Below are 16,267 nucleotides of genomic sequence, written 5' to 3'. Positions count from 1 at the left end.
CTGTTATATCGGCTAAAACCTAATAAAGTGAAACTTCAATCAGTGGGGTTTTGACGCACAGGACGTGCTAATGCCGACGTCGTCACACGGACGTGACGGATTTTAGTCGGCCCTCATCCCCCACTGATTGAGAGATGGACGCAAGCTAAGAACGCCACGTCGTGTGGCAAAGCCTGCGTGACCAACGTCCTGTTGCCCTTCACCAATCGGGCTTTTACGGGTAGTTGATCTCCCACCTACGCTTCTCGATTCTCTTAAGCATTGAGGTGGGAGTCTTACTACCCGTTAATGCGGGATAAATGTTCATAAATTAAGTATTTCTATCATAAAAAACGATTCAAGTAATGAAATTTGTTCATAACTTGAATCGCCTTATTAGTATTTTTGTTAGATTAATGGTTCTGTAAATTTCTTAGCTCCCCTTTAACTAGTTTCCCGACTGTATTACGAGGGAGCTGTTCCACAAAGACGACTTCTTTGATTGCCTTATACGCTGCCAATTGTTGACGACAAAAATCCATCAACTCCTCCGCCGTGCACTGCATCCCTTCTTTTAATTCTACATAGGCTCTTGGAATTTCACCAAAATACGCATCGGGCACACCGACGACGGCCACTTGCACGACAGCTGGATGCTTCAGGAGCACGGATTCAAGCTCGGCACTGTAAATTTTTTCACCGTTACTGACAATCATGTCTTTTACACGGTCTACTAAATATAAGAAGCCTTCCTCATCCAGATGACCGATATCTCCTGTATAATACCAACCGTTCCTTAGCACTTGCTTTGTTGCTTCTTCATTTTCATAGTACCCAAGGAAGGTTTGTGGTCCACGGCAAATCACTTCGCCGTTTTCATACGGAGGTAGCGCTTCGCCTGTTTCAAGTGAGATCACTTTCATGTCGCTATACATCACCGTTTTCCCTTTTGAGCCGTATTTTTTCTCATCGAACTCGCTACGCCACATTGTCAAGCTGCCTGTATACTCTGTAATCCCATATACTTGTTGGACAGGAATACCGAACTGTTTAAACACGACGATAATTTGCTGCGGTACACTTGCCGCCCCACATGTAATCGTACGAATGGTGGATAGATTCGGCTTCATAATCGCAAGTGCTTTAATGAGTGAAGCAAGCATTTCTGGCACAGACATCATCGTTGTAATCCGCTCTTTTTCAATCGTATACCATACCGAAATGGGCTCAAAATCCTCTGCTAAAATCGTTGTCGCTCCTGTATGGATATTCGTAATAAGCGGCACAAAGCCTGCAATATGAGACATCGGAACAACTAGCAAAAATCGATCCGTTTCCCACCATGTAATCGTTGTAGAAAGACTAACCGCAGCAGCAAGCAAATTATGATGGGAAATCATCGCCCCCTTTGGAGTACCTGTTGTACCCGATGTATACATCATTAAGATTGGTTCATCGTCAAACGATTGATAGACGGGCTCATCAGATGGATAACGCTGTACAATCGTTGCAATGACATGCGCCTCATTGCTTATACCATTCGATATATAATAACGAACCGTCGTTTCCGCCTTCGTTTGCTCAATGATTGGTTTTAATGCCTCGTCATACATGACCGCCTTGACACAGCTATGATTAAAAATGGCTGCCATTTCTTTTGCTTGTAGCTTACAATTGACCGCTACACAGATCACGCCAATTTTAGCGGCTCCGAAAAATACAGCCACAAAGTCCTCATTGTTTTTACAAACAATCGCTAGTTTATCACCTTTATTAAAACCGTTTTCCAGTAGAAAATGGGCAATCGCATTTGCCCGGTTGTTCATGTCTGTAAAAGTGAACCGTATGTGACTGCGTACGAAGCCTTCTTTTTTTCCTAGCAAACTAGCCCGATTTGCTAACATTTGTCCAATATTAAATGCCATACTTTCTCCCTCCAATCGTCTTTTACTCTTACCTCTCTATTGAATTACTCCCCGCTCTTTAATTTTCTGAATTTTAAGTTCAATATAACGAAAAGTACATTTTATGTAAACAAGTCACAAAAACATGAAATATATCAAAATATTATTCCAAGAAATAACTATATAACACTTAGACAGATTCACCCCTATTAAATTTCATAGCCATTTCGCTTATAATGTGAAAATAGCATTAGTAAAATTTCATTTAATATACACTTTTTACCATGCGTGAATAACGACATTTTAGGAACATCGATGCAACTGATTTTATTGTACAAAAACAAATCAAGCTTTTAACTCGTTAAAAAAATTTTTCTTATATCACGCGATTTATCTGTATTTTATACGTTCATTTTAATGTTCCAACATAACGATTGACGTTCAACATTAACCGATATGAAGGTTTTGACCGGATAACGTAGCTTTTGCTCGGATACGATATGGACGCTACAAATGTCGGCATTTTTATACAAATCAAAGTTTTTAATACATATTAAGCTGTATACTTTTTCATCGTTTACTCACAATAAAGGAACTAACAAACATAGACAAAATCAAAATAAAAGAGGCTGTATAGATATGAGGAAACTTACAACAATTATGATGGCAATTGCCGTCATCCTATGCCTTACATCGTTTTCACAAGCTGCTACGGCAAACACGCGGACAAACTTTTCGAATATAGCATTGGATAAAAAATGGACCATTATATTTAATCATAGTATTGACCCTAGCTCAGTGGCACAGAACGTGTACATCACCCAAGGTTCAACAAAAATGGAGGTCACGACATCCGTCTCGCAAAATACATTAACGATAAAACCGGCGAGCAATTTATCGTATAACACAGCATATACATTAGTTGTGTCACCACTTGTTCGTGATACGACTGGCAATCCAATAAATAAAACGATCAATATCCCCTTCCTAACAGTGGATACGCCAGAGCAAGAAGCGTATAAATCCTTTCAGTCTGAATATGACATGCTATGGAATATGGCAAACGAAGACTATGAAAACTTTTATTTAGTGGGCTATGCCCATGACGAAGAAGTTGGGGGCTATGAAACACGAGCGGGTCAAACTGTATTCGGGATTAACATTGGGGATAGTCGGTCCGTTGTGGAACGTAAATACGGTAAACCACTCCACTCTATTAAAAAAGGCAATACAAACTACACGCAAAACTATACCGATAAATCCGGCAATATACTAAGCAATACGTATAAAATCGGCCAATACTATGTGACATTTTTCTATGATATTTTCAAACACAATACAGTCCGTTCTGTCACATGGGTAGCGGCAGAAACAGAAGCATCTAAAACGGGCTTCTTCCGTACGGACATGTCGAGTGCCTATCGTGATGCGATGGAAGAAATGATGGTCCACCTCATTAATCAGGCTCGTGTTGCAGAAGGATTGAATCCTTTAATCTATACACCAGACTATAATTCCATTGGTCGTCATCATAGTGCAGATATGGTTCAGCATCAATACTTTAGCCATACAAATCTGGATGGTGAGAGTGCCAAAGAGCGGATGGATGCAGGGGGATTAACCTTCTCATGGTACGGTGAAAACTTAGCCTATGGTCAGTATAGCGCGATTTATGCCCATGAAGCATTAATGAATTCAGCAAATCATCGTGAAAATATTTTGCGCTCTAACTTTACACATATCCTTGTCGGTGTAGCTTTTACGAACAAAGGTGCCCCGTACTTTACCATTAACTTTTACAAACAATAAAAGAGCAATATGTCTTAGTAGATATTATTCAAGGAAAAAATCAGGTTGTCTCCCCGTCTCATATGAACCATCCTTACGCATAAGGGTGGTTTTTGTGTTTGTCGGGGGATTTTACGCGAGTTTTTTATGGTTTTACGCGGGTTTAGAGCGGTTTTACGCGACTTTCCTACACTTTTACGCGGGTTCGAAGCTTTTTTACGCGACTTCCCTATTTTTACTCCGTCTCTGCGTTGGAGATAGGCTCAACACGAGAGACTTTCGAAACGTCACGAAGGGGTGTCCAGAATTTTTCATTTTCTAGACACCCCTTCTTCCATTTATGCAAGCTCTTTATTTTCACTTGCTCTATACATAATTTGATAGTTTCTATCATTCACGACTGTTAAGTCATTTGGTAGCTCTTCATGAACTTTCTTATATGAATCTTCTGTCAGTCTCACAACAACAGAATTTTCGTAACGTTTAATCACGGTCGCCTCTAATGTCTCATTGAAGCGATTAAAAAGAATTTGGTCATTCGCTTTTGCTTTCGGTAAATACATAATCCCTTCCCCCTTGTCCGTTTTTTTAAAACACTCCCCGTTCTTATTATTTTATATGAAAATTCAGAAAATTATTACTGTATGAATAAAATATTTTCAAATCACGCGTGTTGATTTACCTTTTACTGTTAAATAGAGCATTAGAATACGTTGATTTCCGCTACGGCTGACTCGCTTTCCGCAGGCACGGCTTCAACTAATTTATTTCGGCTATTGCCGAAATAAATGGATTTTCAGCTCGTGCTGTTCCTGCAGGAGTCGAGTCACCTCCGCTCCAATCAACGAGCAAGTACCTTTTATATGTGTAAATTTCTAAATATACAATAAATAGTAACAACTGTTATTCATTAATTTCCCTTATAATGTGATTTACATATATAATTTTATAAAAACAACTGTTATAATACTGTTAACAATATAATTACCTGTATTATTACAGATTCTTGTTATTGACCAAAATAAAGGGGATGGGAAAATGACAATACTAAGTGGGTTAAAAATTCTCGACTTTTCTTCATTGTTGCCAGGACCACTTGCAACTATGATGTTTGCAGATTTAGGGGCTGATGTCATTCATATTGAATCAGCGAAACGGGTAGATTTAATGCGTATTATGCCACCATACGATGAAGATCAAGAGGCTTATATGCACCAGCATCTAAACCGTTCCAAAAAATCGCTCAGCCTTGATTTAAAAACAGAGGGAGCAGTCACGATTATTAAAAAGCTGCTAAAAGACTATGACATTATTATCGAAGGGTTCCGCCCTGGCGTCATGAAGCGTCTCGGTCTTGACTACGAAACGCTAAAAGCTATCAATCCAAAATTAATTTACTGTTCCATTACGGGATATGGACAAACAGGCCCTTTTGCTACTCGTCCAGGCCATGATAACAACTATTTATCCGTTGCGGGTGTACTCGACCACTCGCGTCATAAAGGCAAAAAACCAGTATCGATGGGCATTCAAATTGCCGATATCGCTGGTGGGACATTGCATGCAGCAGTAGGGGTGCTCGCTGCAGCGCTACATCGTGAACAAACAGGCGAAGGCAAATACATCGATGTATCGATGACAGATGCGGTCTTTACGATGAATGCATTGTACGGCTCGCAGTTCTTCGGTAGCGGTCGCAATCCACAACCAGAAGAGGAAATCTTAAATGGCGGCACATTTTATGACTTCTATCAAACGAAGGATCATCGTTATTTCTCCGTAGGGAGTCTTGAACCGCCGTTCCGTAAACTGTTATGTGAGGCACTGGAAATTCCTGAGCTTATCGATAGCACATTTAATGATTCACACTACACACAAATGCGCTTTAAGGAAGCAGTATGTGATGCATTTAAATCGAAAACATATGCCGAATGGTTAGAAATTTTCAACGATGACTTCCAAGGCTGTGTGGAGCCCGTGCTTACTTTTGAGGAAGCGTGTGACCACCCGCAAATCATCGCGCGAGATATGTTAGTAGAAGTGCCAAAGAAGGATGGCACCACACAACGCCAAATCGGGACTGCCCTCAAATTTGACGGGGTCAAACCATCTTATCGATTTGTTGGGGCAAAATTGGGCGAACATACAACTGAAATTTTAAAAGAAGTTGGCTATTCAGCCGAGGAGATCGCTGTTTTAACAGAAACAGGGGTATTACAATAAAAGCATTTCCTATCAGCCGTTTCGAACATATGTCGAAACGGTTTTTTCTAATGAGTGAATCCTTTTTCTACCTTATACGTAATAATTTAATAGAATATTAAGAATTGTACTCAAAGTTTATTAAGAAACAATTGCTATAGTATAAGGAGAATAGCGGAGGTGACTATATGAGTAAAACTATTTATATCGTCTTAACAGAAACAGGCTCTGTTTTATCACGAGCGATTCAAGTATATACACAGGAAAACTTTAATCATATATCTATTGCTTTTGACCCTGAACTGAAGGAAATGTATAGCTTCGGTCGAAAACACGAAAATAACCCATTAATCGGGGGGTTTGTACAAGAAGATGCCCAGTCAAAATTACTGAGAGAAGCTAATTGTGCGATTTACCAACTGACTGTTTCAAATACACAATATGAAAAGTTACGTATGGAAATTGCTTATTTCAAACAGTATAAAAATAAATTTAAATATAATTTTATCGGTCTATTTTGTGTTGCTTTTCGTATTCGCTTGAAACGGGATTACGCATTTTTTTGCTCACAATTCATCGCTTTTCTATTTTTGCGCGCTGGCATCTCCATCGATTTATGCCCGTACTTTATCAAACCGACGGACTTCCAATACATACAAGGAATAAAGCTCTGTTATAAAGGGAAACTAACAACATATCGAACACAATCGATACAACATATGCCAATCGCTTCTATTATCAAAATTGCATAATTCGCTCGTACCACCTTATGGTGTACGAGCTTTTTACACCATTCAATCTTCCAATTTAATTCCAAAACTTTAGAATAACAAAGTATTTTTAAGTTAGCGTGAAGAAATATGACGATTTCGTTGTACTTTTGTAAACGCAATGTAAATTTAATATTGCATTTTTGTAATTTTATTTACTTCCTCACATAGAAACGTAATACTAAGACAGGAAATATGCATCTCTATGAAAATAGGTTGAGATGCACTCTTTTATGCGGACATTCATCTAAAACATGAGGTTGTCCGTGAAAAATTTATTTGAGGTGACAATGGTGGAAATTAACTGGCAAGAAATGATATTTCAATTTCTTGGAGGGCTAGGTCTATTCCTTTTTGCAATTAAGTTTATGGGAGACGGTCTTCAAAAAGCAGCTGGGGATCGTTTACGTGACATTCTAGATAAATTTACAACAAACCCACTAATGGGCGTATTAGTCGGGATTATTGTAACAGTCCTGATCCAATCAAGTTCAGGGACAACCGTTATTACAGTCGGGTTAGTAAGTGCCGGCTTCATGAAGCTACGCCAAGCAATCGGTGTCATTATGGGGGCAAATATCGGGACAACGGTAACCGCCTTTATTATCGGGATTGATGTAGGCGATTATGCTTACCCAATTATGGCACTTGGGGCTATTTTGTTATTCTTCTTTAAGAAAAGTTCTATTCAAAATATCGGACAAGTCCTATTTGGTTTTTCAGGTCTATTTATCGGTTTAGAGTTGATGAGTGGTGGGATGAAGCCACTTCGCGAATGGCAACCGTTCTTAGATTTAACAGTCAGTATGAGTGATACACCTATTTTAGGGGTAATCGTTGGGACAGTATTTACTTTAATTGTACAATCTTCATCTGCAACAGTAGGGATTCTACAAGGTTTATATGCTGAAGGGCTAGTGCCACTGGAAGGTGCATTACCTGTACTATTTGGAGATAACATCGGTACAACAATTACCGCGATTTTAGCCGCACTTGGTGCATCGGTTGCGGCGCGCCGTGCAGCTGCCACACACGTACTATTTAACGTTGTCGGTACGATGATCTTTGTACTTTTATTAGGTCCATTCACTGCCTATATGCAATGGGTTACAGGTGTACTTGGACTTGAAGAAAAAATGCAAATCGCCTTTGCTCATGGTACATTTAACGTTGTGAACACATTAATCCAATTACCACTGATTGGTTTTTGGGCTTGGCTAGTTACACGCCTTATTCCAGGTGAAGAGACAACGATTGAATATAAACCGAAATATTTAGACTATAGCTTAATTACACAATCACCATCGATTGCCATTGGACAAGCAAAACAGGAAATTGTACGTATGGGTGAATATAGTGTGCATGGTTTACAAGAAGCAATGCAATATTTAAATACACAAGACAATAAGCATGTTAATACAACGGCACAACTGGAAGAAGCGATTAATAGTTTAGATCAAAAATCAACGGACTATTTAGTTTCATTGTCTAAACAATCGTTATCTGAACAAGATTCAAAAGTCCACCATGCACTGCTTGAAAACATTCGTGATATCGAACGCATCGGGGACCACTTTGAAAACTTAATTGAGTTAATTGAGTATAAAGAGAACAACCGCGTGAAGCTAAGTGCAGACGCGATGGAAGAGTTAAACGAAATGTTTGAGCTAACAGTAGAAACAGTCTCATTAGCGATCCGTTCACTCGATCAACGTGACGTTAAGTTTGCCGAAGAAGTCATGGCAAATGAAGATAAGATTGACGAAATGGAACGTAAGCTACGTAAGCGTCACATCCTTCGTCTAAATGAAGGCGTATGTTCTGGTTCTGCTGGTATTGTTTTTGCTGATATTATTAGCAACTTAGAGCGTGTCGGGGACCATGCTGTAAACATTGCACAAACCGTCATTGAAACAAAATAAAACAAAAACATGAGTCAGCGGAAAATTTCCGTGACTCATGTTTTTTTATGCATTGCTATAGCACGTTAATCATCATATTGCTGTTTGACATACTTAAATAGACGCGCATTTTTCAACATGGTTTTCGGGAATTGTGCGGTAACGGTGACAAGTCCTGGGAAACGTCCGATTTCTACCCCACCTGTAATAGTTGCCCGGTTCTTTACCTCTGTAACCGGTATATTCACCAGTTTCGCCATGCGATACAATGCACTTTCTGTCGCGCCATTAATCGACTCTCCTGTGCCAACAACAGCAATCGGAAATGCCTCTTCCATTTGTTTGATTCCATGCTCTTCCGCTACATCACGCGCTAGTTTCCGTTCATCCTTTGACAGTGGCTTCGCTAAAAATGGTAAATCATCTGTATGCGGTAATACTACCGGTCCCTCTACCGCCACCTTTTTTAATACACTCACCTTCACCTGAATAATGCCTGATACATTCGTTGTATGCCCTGCCACTTGCCCTGCTCCTTGCATGGCATGAATATCGCCAAGGTACACCCCAGCGCCTTTTATACGAACTGGACAAATTAATACCGCTCCCGCGCGTACTTGTGGTAAATGTAAATGGCCATCCGTACAATGCTTCACTAATTCATCTTTTGTTAATTGCCATTCATGTTGTGCATTCACAAGTGGTAGCCCACTATCGCCGGCATTATTAGACGCTGGCATAGATTTAGATGGGGCTGTGCCGATTTCACCAATAAATGGGCGCATACGTGTCGCCACACCGATTAGATCACTTGGCGCCAAGCTCACAACTGGATGTTGTACAGCATTTTCCGGTAGACGTAAATAGTGTTCAGGCTGACTTGCGATTTTACGCGCTGCTTCTTTTCCAACTGTAACGCCTATTTCCCCTTTCGGATGAAAGGCCATTGTATAACCATTCGCAAATTTTACTGGTGCCGTATCTGTATAACACGTTGCACAACGAATCGCGTCTGAACCGATGCCATTAACAGTCGTTTGTGGATGAAGCTTCCCACAGCCTGGACATTTTACTTTTAAAAATGGCTCACTAATATAACGATCCACTAGACGTTCTTCTACACCAGAAGATGTTGCAATGGATGTGACTTGAATGGATTGGATTTCAATAACAACGGAATCACCGATATCGGCTCCCTCTATGTATACTGGCTTTGTGACCTCATTTGCGCCTTTAATGGCAGGGGTTAACATTGGTCCCCAACAGCCTGGTGCTGTATTCGCAATAATCGTACCACCATCTCGTAACGGACCTAAAAATTCACTTTCTGGCCCGATTATTCCATCAGTAAATTCATTGACGAACAATGTTTCAACTGCTTTCACTCGTTGTTCCTGCTGCACTTCTGCTGGCTGTGCTGCATCCAATAGTACTGTATTTTGCCCATTATACACCTTACTCACCTTCACTTCCCTTTATCATCAATACATAGATTTCATAAATTTTACTTACAAAACCTTTTTATGGATTGAAATAATCTGTATTCATTTTACCATACATATGAGGAATACTAAGTGAATTCTACAATTGTTATACATTTTATAGGTTTACCTCACACCTACTCCTCTTTTCATCCCTTAAAATGAGACTTTTCTCACCTACTTACCATAATCTTTTTGTATAAAACTATTGACTATTTTATTTTGATATTTATAATCAAAGTTGATAATCATTTTCAATAAAGGGATAGGAGAAATGAATGATGAAAAAGCTATTTACATTTTTAGCATTTAGCATGTTGCTTTTATTAGTAGCATGTAATGATAGTGACTCTGCCACACCAAAAGAGTCAGAAAAAGAAACGGCGACAGAATCTAAAGAAGTAAACTTATATACAAGCCGTCACTACGATGTAGACGATGAGCTATATAAAGCGTTCGAACAAGAAACGGGCATTAAGGTAAATGTCATTAAAGGCGAGCCAGATGAGCTTTTAGAGCGCATTAAACGTGAAGGTGACGCAACAAAAGCAGATGTATTTTTAACAGCTGACGTGGCACGCTTATTCCGCGCGAAAGAAGACGGGCTTTTACAGGCTGTTTCAAGCGACACATTAACTCAACAAGTGCCGGAGAAATTCCAGGACGCAGATCAAATGTGGTACGGTTTAACAAAGCGTGCCCGCGTGATCGTATATAATAAAGAAACAGTAAAACCTGAAGAGCTTTCAACGTATGAAGCGTTAACAGAGGACATGTGGAAAGGTCGCGTACTAATTCGCGGTTCTGAAAATGTGTACAACCAATCTTTACTTGCTTCGTTTATCGAAATTGACGGCGAAGAAAAAGCAAAAGAGTGGGCAAACGGGCTCGTAGCAAACTTCGCTCGTAATCCAGAAGGTGGCGACAGAGACCAAGCAAAAGCAATTGCTGCTGGTATTGGTGATGTTGCGATTATGAACACATATTACTACGGCCAAATGTTAAACTCAGCTGAACCAGAAGAAGTAAAAGTGGCGGAGCGCTTAGGTGTCTTCTTCCCGAACCAAGACACAACAGGCACACATGTAAATATTAGCGGTGCAGGTGTAATTAAAGCTTCCAAAAACAAAGACAATGCAGTAAAATTATTAGAGTATTTAACAGCTCCTGCAGCACAAGCTGTTTTTGCAGAAGCAAACTATGAGTATCCAGTAAACCCAGAAGCATCTTCTTCAGAGTTGCTGACTTCTTGGGGCGAATTTAAAGAGCAAGATATTCCACTTTCTACTTTAGGCGATCATAATGCAAAAGCCGTTATGATTTTTAACGAAGTAGGTTGGAAATAATAAAACGATATAACCCTTGTTGCGTCTAGCAGCAAGGGCTTCTTGCTATATATGTAGAGGTGTCAATTCATATGCAAAGGTTCATCAGTAAATTGAACGGCTGGTCGATTTTGTCAATCTGTATCATTTTATTTCTTGTAGGTCCTAATATAACAATTATTGAAGGTCTATTTATGCCTGCAAACGAAAACTGGGTACATATTAAAGAATTTATTTTAGCTGATTTCATACGTACATCCGTTCTTCTCGTATTTTTCACAGGTATTTTCACCATTATATTAGGAACAAGTCTTGCTTGGCTCATCGCTCAGTATCAATTTCCTTTGCGCGGATTCTTTAAGTGGGCACTGATTTTACCATTGTCCATTCCGCCCTTTATAGGAGCCTATACGTATCATGGCATATTAAATTATACCGGTGTTGTGCAAACGACGTTACGCAATGAGCTGAACATCGAAGTGAATGCCGCTTACTTCGATATTATGAACATGCCAGGTGCGATTTTTATTTACACCATGTTTTTGTTTCCATATGTTTATACGATTGTACGTGTGTTTTTAGCACAGCAATCCGCGACACTCATTGAAAGTGCTCGCATGCTTGGAAAAGGGCCGTTTAACATTTTCTTTAAGGTTGTACTCCCCATTTCACGGGCAGCGATTGTTGGTGGAGCGAGCTTAGTCATTTTAGAAGTATTAAACGATTACGGCGTTGTGAAATATTATGGTCTCCAAACATTTAGTACAGCTATTTTCCAAACATGGTTCTCCTTAGGGGATATAGATACATCGCTAAAACTCGCCGCCTCTCTTATGGGGTTTGTAATCCTTATTTTAATACTAGAGAAGGTACTTCGTGGGCGAAAGCAGTTTAGCTATGCGAGTACGAAAATTAGACCATTAAAACTGGTAAAATTACGCGGCATAAAGGCAGGACTAGCAACATTTTATTGTATGCTTATTTTTAGTTTAAGCTTTTTCATTCCTGTCCTTCAACTGATGGACTGGTTTGTGCTAACATTCGGCAAAATCCCATTCGAAGATTTTGCGATTTACGTGAAAAACTCAAGTATAGTCGCAGCCATTAGCGCTACGCTGATTATTGCGTTCGCGTTGATTGTCGGTAACTTTAATCGACTATTCCAAGGGACAATCGCAAAACTACTAACTCGACTTTCTGTGTTAGGCTACTCCATTCCAGGGGCAGTCATCGCAGTTGCCGTTGTCACAGCCTTTATTCAGCTCGATCAATGGCTCGCACCACTTTACGTAAAGCTAGGATTCGATTCAACGCTTGTGCTAAGCGTCAGTCTTGTCATGCTCATTGCGGCTTATTTAGTCCGCTTCTTCGCTATTGGCTTCAACTCGATTGAGGCCGGTTATGAGAAAATCGGCACAAATTTCCGAGATGCTTCAAGACTTTTAGGTGCTAGTGTAACCAAAACCTTTTTTAAAGTGGATGTACCGATGATGAAAGGTGCGATTGTGAGTGGCTTTATTTTAGTGTTTATTGATATTATGAAGGAAATTCCACTAACACTTATTTTGCGCCCCTTCAATTTCGATACACTTGCAACGAAAGCGTTCCAATATGCAAGTGATGAAAAAATTATGGAAGCATCCCAAGCGTCCCTATTCATTATCGCGATTAGTGCCCTTGCCATTTTTATTTTTAACAAGTTACTTGAAAAGGAGCAGAGCTAACATGTACTTATCGATTAATAATTTGTGCTTCTCATATCCTTCTGCCAAAACAGAAACGATTCAGTCATTTACAATTGCCATTGAAAAAGGTGAGGTCATTTCCATTTTGGGGAGAAGTGGTAGCGGGAAAAGTACGATTTTACGCATATTAGCCGGGCTTGAATATGCAAGTAGTGGCTCTTTTCATGTGCAGGATGAAGTCATCTTTGACAGTAAAACCTTTATACAACCTGAAAAACGCGGCATTGGCATGGTATTTCAAGACTATGCCTTGTTTCCACATATGACCGTTGGGAAAAATATTTTATTTGGTATTAGCCACTTACCGAAAGGCGAACGCCGTAAGCGGTTAAAAGAAGCGCTAGAGCTAGTTGAAATGGAAGACTACGAAAATAGATATCCTTATCAGTTAAGTGGTGGGCAGCAACAGCGTATTGCGATTGCACGAGCGCTCGCACCCAATCCGCGTTTGCTATTATTAGATGAGCCATTTAGTAATTTAGATACCGAGCTACAAGTAAAAATCAGAAAAGAATTACGGGACATTTTAAAGCGAGCAAAGATTACATCGATTTTTGTAACGCATGATGAGGATGATGCCCATGCTATCGCCGATCGTATCGTGAAGCTAAATCACGGCAAAATCGAGCAAATGGGGCGTCCATGCGATATTTTAAAAGAAGAAACAAAAATGGTATTGTCCTAAGCTTTAAATGACCAAAGTAGGTGGAGCACTGTCTTCACCTACTTTTTTATTACCTACACCTATCTATTCAGCTTAAATTTTCGTTAAAAAACTGCTTGTACTTTGGTCGAGCGACGCAGCGGTTTTGGCGATTTCTGTAAATCCTTCTGTTGTTTGTTCAATTTGTTGCGAGCTAGCCTGTACATTAGACGTAATGGATTCAATACTGGAAGCGACAGCATCAATTTTTTCAATAATACCTTCTACATTCGTTTTTACTTCTCCAATGGATTGGGACACTTTATCCGATAAATGGCGTACCTCTTTTGCTACGACATCAAACCCCCGACCATGTTCACCTGCCCGTGCTGCTTCAATCGCTGCATTTAACGCTAACAGGTTCGTTTGTGCTGCAATTTCACGAATCGTTTTCACAACGGTTGTAATCGATTCTGCTTCTTGTTGTAATTCTTTTAAACTTTTTTGATTTTGTGCTGTCGCTGCTTCAATCTGTTGGATGTTTTGTAAAAGTGTCATACTGTCCTGACGACCTATTTGAGATTTTTCGTTTAGCACTTCTGACATGTCCTTTAAGTTGCTAGCTAATGCTAGTACCGTATTATTCCGTTCTGTAATATCAGTTGCAATTTTACTAACACCGATTACTTTTCTATACCCTTCAGACGAAAATATAGGCATATATGTAGCCTCTAACCAAATCGTCTTCCCTGATGCATGGCGACGTTCAATTTTATCTTGATAACTTTTTCCCTTTAACAGTTCGTTCCAAAAACGCGTATAAGCTGGACTATCTGCAAACTCTGGGAAACAAAACATACGGTGATTCATGCCAATCATTTCTGAAGCGTTGTAGCCGACGGTTTTCGCAAATTGATCATTTACATATTCTACTTCTTTGTTTGTATTGAAATGGATAATGGCTAGGTTTTTTTCGAGGGCTTTCATGATATGTTGGTCTGTGACTAATTCAGTATGTCTTGTATTGTTCATAAATATCTCCTATTAATGGATTGGATTGCATACAAATAATTTTATGATTCAAAAAAATATTCTAGAACCAAAAATAAAATAAAAGAATAAAAATATGACTTACAGAACCGCTTCACTAACCATAAGTAAGCCATAAGTACTTAGTTTTAAGTAAATTCCATTTTTCACACTATTGAAAAGGGACATTATTACTATAACACAAATATTATACAAATAATAGTAGGTGATACGCGTGATTTTTTTAGTGAAACGGTTAATAAAAGGCGCTTGCTCGTTGATGAGAATAGAGGTGACTCGACTCCAGTAGGAAAAGTACGGGCTAAAAATCCATTCCTTTCGACACTAGCTGAAGTAAATCAATACGCATGTTGTGTACATTAAAAATATGTTGTTACCAACAATGAATACTCCTGTTACATCTGTAAAGTGAATGTCATAAAATTCTCATGAAAATTCCACCTCAGTTGTTGGTACAAAAGCATTCAATGTATATTTAACCCGTTTTCTAAAGCGTTACAGTTATATTAAAGGTCTGTTAAAACACACATTTTAATAGTTTTTTGATGTATGATGAAGTCAGTTCCAAATTCGTTTCTGCGTATCGCAGAAGCGAAAAACATTTCGCATGACGTTCACATTCCGCAAAAGTAGAAAAGCTACTTTTGAACGTGTATCCGAAATTCACTCACCCAAAATTTGGACATTGTAAGAACACCTCTATAAGAAACGTGAAAAACCGCGCTTCCTGCTCAAGAAGCGCGGTTTTTTATATTGTTCAGAAAATTAAACTTAATATGCCCCCATACCACCACGGACATTTGTTACTTTTTCATAACCTAATTTTTTTAATTGTTTACATGCTTGTGCTGAACGCATACCACTTTGACAAATGACGACGATTTCTTTGTCTTTTGGTAATTTAGATAAATCTGAGCCAAGCGGCATATTTTTAAATTGCTTAATATTACGGGCTTTAAACTCCCCCGGTGTACGAACATCAATAAACACTTTGTTCGAATCGCTTAATTCTTGCTTTAACTGGTGTGCTGATATCGATTTTACACCTTTTGTTGGCTTCATGCGCCACACTAGAAATAGCACAATGACTGCTATTATAATTCCGGTTTCCATGTTGCTCCTCCTTATACCGCTAAGGGTACATTATTATATCTAAAAAACATCTGTTAACGGCTTTTTACAACTAAGTTAATCGCTTCTTGAATTGTATCGCTCATTTCATCTTCTGTATCTGCATTTTGAATACATGTCATCAGATTATTACTTACGATCACACCGATTGTACGGTCTACGCCTGAACGAACAGCACTTAACTGTGTAATAACTTCTTTACAGTCCTTCTCTTCTTCCATCATGCGTAAAATTCCGCGAAGCTGCCCTTCAATTCTTTTGATCCGATTCATCGTTTTTGCATCGTACTTCATTGAATGCGCCTCCTTTTTATATTTTTATTATATACCCCTTCGGGTATTAAATCAA

The 16,267-nt window shown here is 39.2% G+C and carries 13 protein-coding genes; 7 read left to right on the top strand and 6 right to left on the bottom strand.

Going from position 1 to position 16,267, the window contains the following annotated elements:
• Positions 1–392: 392 nt before the first annotated feature.
• Positions 393–1,904 carry a class I adenylate-forming enzyme family protein gene (locus tag ACQQ2I_RS01175; protein WP_431028733.1) on the bottom strand — a complete coding sequence of 504 codons (1,512 nt, stop codon included), beginning with the start codon at positions 1,902–1,904 and terminating at the stop codon, positions 393–395.
• A 618-nt stretch (positions 1,905–2,522) separates the two neighbouring features.
• Here ACQQ2I_RS01175 and ACQQ2I_RS01170 point away from each other — a divergent pair.
• Positions 2,523–3,692, top strand: a complete 1,170-nt coding sequence (locus tag ACQQ2I_RS01170) for a CAP-associated domain-containing protein (protein WP_431028732.1) — start codon at positions 2,523–2,525, stop codon at positions 3,690–3,692.
• A gap of 317 nt (positions 3,693–4,009) precedes the next feature.
• Here the strand turns inward: ACQQ2I_RS01170 and ACQQ2I_RS01165 are convergent, their stop codons facing one another.
• Complete coding sequence (locus tag ACQQ2I_RS01165; RefSeq protein WP_431028731.1) at positions 4,010–4,234, bottom strand: DUF2187 family protein; 225 nt, start codon at positions 4,232–4,234, stop codon at positions 4,010–4,012.
• Between the two features lie 475 nt (positions 4,235–4,709).
• On the opposite strand from ACQQ2I_RS01165, the gene ACQQ2I_RS01160 reads away from it, so the two are divergent.
• The 3 genes from ACQQ2I_RS01160 to ACQQ2I_RS01150 all read left to right on the top strand — a co-directional run bounded on the left by ACQQ2I_RS01160 (position 4,710) and on the right by ACQQ2I_RS01150 (position 8,565).
• The gene (locus ACQQ2I_RS01160; RefSeq protein WP_431028730.1) at positions 4,710–5,894 is read left to right on the top strand and encodes a CaiB/BaiF CoA transferase family protein; all 1,185 of its coding nucleotides are present in this window, start codon (positions 4,710–4,712) and stop codon (positions 5,892–5,894) included.
• A 167-nt stretch (positions 5,895–6,061) separates the two neighbouring features.
• Positions 6,062–6,625: a hypothetical protein gene (locus tag ACQQ2I_RS01155; protein WP_431028729.1), complete on the top strand. Its 564-nt coding sequence runs from the start codon at positions 6,062–6,064 to the stop codon at positions 6,623–6,625.
• A gap of 332 nt (positions 6,626–6,957) precedes the next feature.
• Positions 6,958–8,565 carry a Na/Pi cotransporter family protein gene (locus ACQQ2I_RS01150; protein WP_431030421.1) on the top strand — a complete coding sequence of 536 codons (1,608 nt, stop codon included), beginning with the start codon at positions 6,958–6,960 and terminating at the stop codon, positions 8,563–8,565.
• A gap of 65 nt (positions 8,566–8,630) precedes the next feature.
• Here the strand turns inward: ACQQ2I_RS01150 and ACQQ2I_RS01145 are convergent, their stop codons facing one another.
• On the bottom strand, positions 8,631–9,929 hold the full coding sequence (locus tag ACQQ2I_RS01145) for an acetamidase/formamidase family protein (protein ID WP_431030420.1): 1,299 nt from the start codon (positions 9,927–9,929) through the stop codon (positions 8,631–8,633).
• Positions 9,930–10,303: 374 nt separating this feature from the next.
• Here ACQQ2I_RS01145 and ACQQ2I_RS01140 point away from each other — a divergent pair, with 374 nt between their 5' ends.
• From ACQQ2I_RS01140 to ACQQ2I_RS01130, 3 genes are all read left to right on the top strand, one after another.
• Positions 10,304–11,371 carry a Fe(3+) ABC transporter substrate-binding protein gene (locus ACQQ2I_RS01140; RefSeq protein WP_431028728.1) on the top strand — a complete coding sequence of 356 codons (1,068 nt, stop codon included), beginning with the start codon at positions 10,304–10,306 and terminating at the stop codon, positions 11,369–11,371.
• Positions 11,372–11,442: 71 nt separating this feature from the next.
• Positions 11,443–13,074 carry an ABC transporter permease gene (locus ACQQ2I_RS01135; RefSeq protein ID WP_431028727.1) on the top strand — a complete coding sequence of 544 codons (1,632 nt, stop codon included), beginning with the start codon at positions 11,443–11,445 and terminating at the stop codon, positions 13,072–13,074.
• Between the two features lies 1 nt (position 13,075).
• Entirely contained in the window at positions 13,076–13,780 is a 705-nt protein-coding gene (locus tag ACQQ2I_RS01130) for an ABC transporter ATP-binding protein (RefSeq protein WP_431028726.1), read from the top strand.
• A gap of 72 nt (positions 13,781–13,852) precedes the next feature.
• Here the strand turns inward: ACQQ2I_RS01130 and ACQQ2I_RS01125 are convergent, their stop codons facing one another.
• From ACQQ2I_RS01125 to ACQQ2I_RS01115, 3 genes are all read right to left on the bottom strand, one after another.
• The gene (locus ACQQ2I_RS01125) at positions 13,853–14,770 is read right to left on the bottom strand and encodes a methyl-accepting chemotaxis protein (protein WP_431028725.1); all 918 of its coding nucleotides are present in this window, start codon (positions 14,768–14,770) and stop codon (positions 13,853–13,855) included.
• 789 nt (positions 14,771–15,559) lie between these two features.
• Positions 15,560–15,901 carry a rhodanese-like domain-containing protein gene (locus ACQQ2I_RS01120; protein ID WP_431028724.1) on the bottom strand — a complete coding sequence of 114 codons (342 nt, stop codon included), beginning with the start codon at positions 15,899–15,901 and terminating at the stop codon, positions 15,560–15,562.
• 53 nt (positions 15,902–15,954) lie between these two features.
• On the bottom strand, positions 15,955–16,212 hold the full coding sequence (locus ACQQ2I_RS01115) for a metal-sensitive transcriptional regulator (protein ID WP_431028723.1): 258 nt from the start codon (positions 16,210–16,212) through the stop codon (positions 15,955–15,957).
• Positions 16,213–16,267: the final 55 nt, after the last annotated feature.

Source organism: Lysinibacillus sp. LZ02, from assembly GCF_050613145.1.
In the GTDB taxonomy this organism is placed as follows: Bacteria; Bacillota; Bacilli; order Bacillales_A; family Planococcaceae; genus Lysinibacillus_B.
The sequence above is the reverse complement of the archived record's forward strand: the minus strand, read 5'-3'. Positions and strand labels throughout refer to the sequence as shown.

Bases quoted from the DNA above. Each gene is read 5' to 3' on its own strand.
- ACQQ2I_RS01175 (WP_431028733.1), bottom strand. From the start codon at position 1,904: ATGGCATTTAATATTGGACAAATGTTAGCAAATCGGGCTAGTTTGCTA.
- ACQQ2I_RS01170 (WP_431028732.1), top strand. From the start codon at position 2,523: ATGAGGAAACTTACAACAATTATGATGGCAATTGCCGTCATCCTATGC.
- ACQQ2I_RS01165 (WP_431028731.1), bottom strand. From the start codon at position 4,234: ATGTATTTACCGAAAGCAAAAGCGAATGACCAAATTCTTTTTAATCGC.
- ACQQ2I_RS01160 (WP_431028730.1), top strand. From the start codon at position 4,710: ATGACAATACTAAGTGGGTTAAAAATTCTCGACTTTTCTTCATTGTTG.
- ACQQ2I_RS01155 (WP_431028729.1), top strand. From the start codon at position 6,062: ATGAGTAAAACTATTTATATCGTCTTAACAGAAACAGGCTCTGTTTTA.
- ACQQ2I_RS01150 (WP_431030421.1), top strand. From the start codon at position 6,958: ATGATATTTCAATTTCTTGGAGGGCTAGGTCTATTCCTTTTTGCAATT.
- ACQQ2I_RS01140 (WP_431028728.1), top strand. From the start codon at position 10,304: ATGATGAAAAAGCTATTTACATTTTTAGCATTTAGCATGTTGCTTTTA.
- ACQQ2I_RS01135 (WP_431028727.1), top strand. From the start codon at position 11,443: ATGCAAAGGTTCATCAGTAAATTGAACGGCTGGTCGATTTTGTCAATC.
- ACQQ2I_RS01130 (WP_431028726.1), top strand. From the start codon at position 13,076: ATGTACTTATCGATTAATAATTTGTGCTTCTCATATCCTTCTGCCAAA.
- ACQQ2I_RS01125 (WP_431028725.1), bottom strand. From the start codon at position 14,770: ATGAACAATACAAGACATACTGAATTAGTCACAGACCAACATATCATG.
- ACQQ2I_RS01120 (WP_431028724.1), bottom strand. From the start codon at position 15,901: ATGGAAACCGGAATTATAATAGCAGTCATTGTGCTATTTCTAGTGTGG.
- ACQQ2I_RS01115 (WP_431028723.1), bottom strand. From the start codon at position 16,212: ATGAAGTACGATGCAAAAACGATGAATCGGATCAAAAGAATTGAAGGG.